At 63.8% G+C, this 1,329-nt stretch carries 1 protein-coding gene; it reads right to left on the reverse strand.

Annotation, left to right across the window (positions count from 1 at the left end; genetic code table 11):
- Positions 1-184: 184 nt before the first annotated feature.
- A partial coding sequence (locus L9Z73_RS30680; protein ID WP_247408713.1) for an aminomethyltransferase family protein occupies positions 185-1,329 on the reverse strand: 1,145 nt, incomplete at its 5' end.

Below are 1,329 nucleotides of genomic sequence, written 5' to 3' on the forward strand. Positions count from 1 at the left end.
CTGTCCGAACGCCCTGAGCGGTACTGGATCAGACTCCGCTTCCATACGCCAAAGTACCTTTCAGCAACCTGATTCATAGATATTCCTTGTGTGCGCCGCGAAAGCCGACCCGGGGCAGGTCGGTCTGGTCGACCAGATGGCAGGGCCGGGTGATCAATTCGTGGGCTTTCAGACTGGTCATGGCTTAACCCTCCTGGCGTTGGTTGGTGGGGTCGAAGAACGGTAGCTGCACCACTTCGGCCTGGACGACGATGCCGCCCTCGACGCGAATCGGAATGCGTTGCCCCGGCGTGCTCTGGTCGATTCCGGCATAGGCCAGGCCGATGATCCGGCCCAGGCTGGCGGAGTATTCACACGAGGTGACGTTGCCGCTGATGTCCGGGCCGTTGAGCACCAAGTGGCCTTCCAGCGGTTGCACGCTGCCCTTAGGCAAGCTGAAACCCACCAGTTTGCGTTTCAGCGGTTGGGCTTCGAGGATGTCCACCGAGCGGCGGCCGACGAAGAACGGTTTGTTACGGCTCACGGCCCAGCCCATGTCGATTTCCGCCGGATGGGTCATGCCGTCGGTGTCCTGGCTGATGATCACATGGCCTTTTTCCAGGCGCAGCAGACGCTGGGTTTCGACGCCGAAGGGGCGAATATCAAAGGCTTTGCCGGCGACCATCAACGCATCCCACAGCGCCAGGCCGTGGCGTGCAGGCACGTGGATTTCATAACCCAGTTCGCCGACGAAGCCGACCCGCAGCAGCCGCGCCTTGATCCCGGCCACCGTACCCTGGCGTACACCGAGGTAAGGGAAGCCCTCGGCGCTCAGGTCGAGGTCGCTGCACAGCTGTTCCAGCACTTTGCGCGAATCCGGCCCGGCCACGTTCACCGCACAGATCGCGGCGGTGACGTTGGTCACATCCACGTCCAGGCGCCATTGCGCGTTCCACTTGAGCATCTGCTGGTAGATGCGGTCGACGCCGCTGGTGGTGGCGGTGACGTAGAAGTGCGTGTCGGCCAGCCGCGCGCACACGCCGTCGTCGATCACCACCCCGTGTTCATTGGTCATCAGCGCATAACGCGAACGGCCCACCGGCTGCTTGAGAAACGCGAAGGTGTACATCCGGTTGAGCAGTTCGGCGGCATCCGGGCCACGCACGTCCAGGCCGCCGAGGGTGGACACATCGATCAGCCCGACCTTGTTGCGCACATGCAGGGCCTCGGCCTGCATGCAGGCGTCGCGGTCCTCGGCCTTGCCGTAATAGGCCGGGCGTTGCCAGATGCCGGCGGGCATCATCTTCGCCCCGGCCTGCAGGTGCCGCGCATGCATCGGCGTTTGCCGGT

This window comes from Pseudomonas emilianonis, assembly GCF_023072625.1.
GTDB classification, from domain to species: domain Bacteria; phylum Pseudomonadota; class Gammaproteobacteria; order Pseudomonadales; family Pseudomonadaceae; genus Aquipseudomonas; species Aquipseudomonas paraveronii.